1 protein-coding gene is annotated in these 1,648 nt (G+C 33.9%); it reads left to right on the forward strand.

Annotated features, from left to right (window positions below; translation table 11 throughout):
* Window positions 1–154: 154 nt before the first annotated feature.
* Entirely contained in the window at window positions 155–1,471 is a 1,317-nt protein-coding gene (locus BUA79_RS12130; protein ID WP_073994675.1) for an IS4 family transposase, read from the forward strand.
* The last annotated feature ends 177 nt before the right edge of the window (window positions 1,472–1,648 follow it).

The raw sequence follows: 1,648 nt of genomic DNA on the forward strand, positions 1-1,648 counted from the left end.
CAATGTCATTAAGTTAAGAATGACGCATGAGTAGAGTATGTAGAAATACATACCCTGCTCTTTTTTTATGTAATAAAAACCAAAAAACTCTTGACAAATAATGAGAAAAATGTGGCGAAGCCCTTTGATTATATATTTCAAGGAGGAAAACCACATGCGAGACCATATTTCATTTGTAAAACAAACACTTTCTGAATCAATTAAAGAAATGAGTACAGTTCCTTGGCTTTTTGTAAAGAATCCAGAAAGTGATTTCTCAAGGAAAAGGAAATTGGATTTTGATACATTTTTTCATTTTTTTATTTCTATGGAGGGACGCTCACTAGGAACGGAACTATTAGATCATTTTGATTTCTCGCCGGAAACAGTTACCGTTTCAGCTTTTAATCAACAACGTAGCAAAATATTGCCAGAAGCTTTTGATTACTTATTTCATACGTTTACGGAAGCTACAATACGACCCAAAACATGGAGAAATTACCGCCTTTTAGCATGCGATGGCTCTGATTTAAACATACATAGAAATCCTGATGATAAGAATACCTATTATCGAAGTACTCCAACGGATAAAGGTTTCAACCAGCTCCATCTAAACGCTTTATATGATGTTTGTAGTAGAACCTATGTGGATGCTATTGTTCAAAACAGAAACGATGAAAATGAATTCCGGGCTTGCGTTCAAATGATTGACCGGACAACCATGACTGATAAAAATGTTATTCTAATGGCAGATAGAGGTTACGAAAGCTATAACTTGTTTGCTCATGCACAGGAAAAAAAGTGGAAGTTTTTAATACGTGCAAAAGATATTCATAGTAACGGTATTTTATCTGGGATAGGAAAACTTCCGGATGAATCCTTTGATAAAGAAATCTCATTTTTGCTGACTAGACGTCAAACAAAAGAAATTAAGTCCAATCCACAAAAATATAAATTTATGCCAACTTGTCAGGTTTTTGATTATCTTCCGATTGGAAGCAAAGAAACATATTTAATGAAATTTAGAGTGGTACGTTTTTTGATTGGAGAAAATTCATATGAGAGTATCATTACGAATATTCCATCAGAGGAATTCTCGCCAGATGTTATCAAATCACTATATCATATGAGATGGGGAATAGAAACGGGTTTTAGAGAACTTAAGTATGCCATCGGGTTAACTAATTTCCATGCTAAGAAAGTAGACTATATTAAGCAGGAAATATATGCCAGATTAACACTGTACAACTTCTGTGAAATAATCACAACCTGCGTTGTAATTGAATCTCCTAAAAAAGCGAGACATAGCTATCAGGTAAATTTTACTATGGCGATTAGCATTTGTAAGCGATATCTAAAGTGTATTAATGTAACGTCATTGGATGTCGTTACATTAATACAGAAATATATTTTACCAATACGGCCTGGGCGTCAAGACCCTCGTAAAGTCAAATCCCAGACCGCAGTTGGATTCCTCTACAGAGTAGCTTAATCCATAACAATAATACTATTAAAAATGGCAGATGACAATCTGTCTTTTTGGCATACATATAAATCTAATATACCTTCAAGAATATAGCAAAAAAGGATTCCGAACTCAGAAAAAGACTATATCTGAATTTCGAAATCCTCGTTGTATTATTTGTCTTCTCTTAACTTAATGACATTG

It is taken from the genome of Parasporobacterium paucivorans DSM 15970, from assembly GCF_900141895.1.
Lineage (GTDB): Bacteria > Bacillota > Clostridia > Lachnospirales > Lachnospiraceae > Parasporobacterium > Parasporobacterium paucivorans.

Bases quoted from the DNA above. Each gene is read 5' to 3' on its own strand.
- BUA79_RS12130 (WP_073994675.1), top strand. From the start codon at position 155: ATGCGAGACCATATTTCATTTGTAAAACAAACACTTTCTGAATCAATT.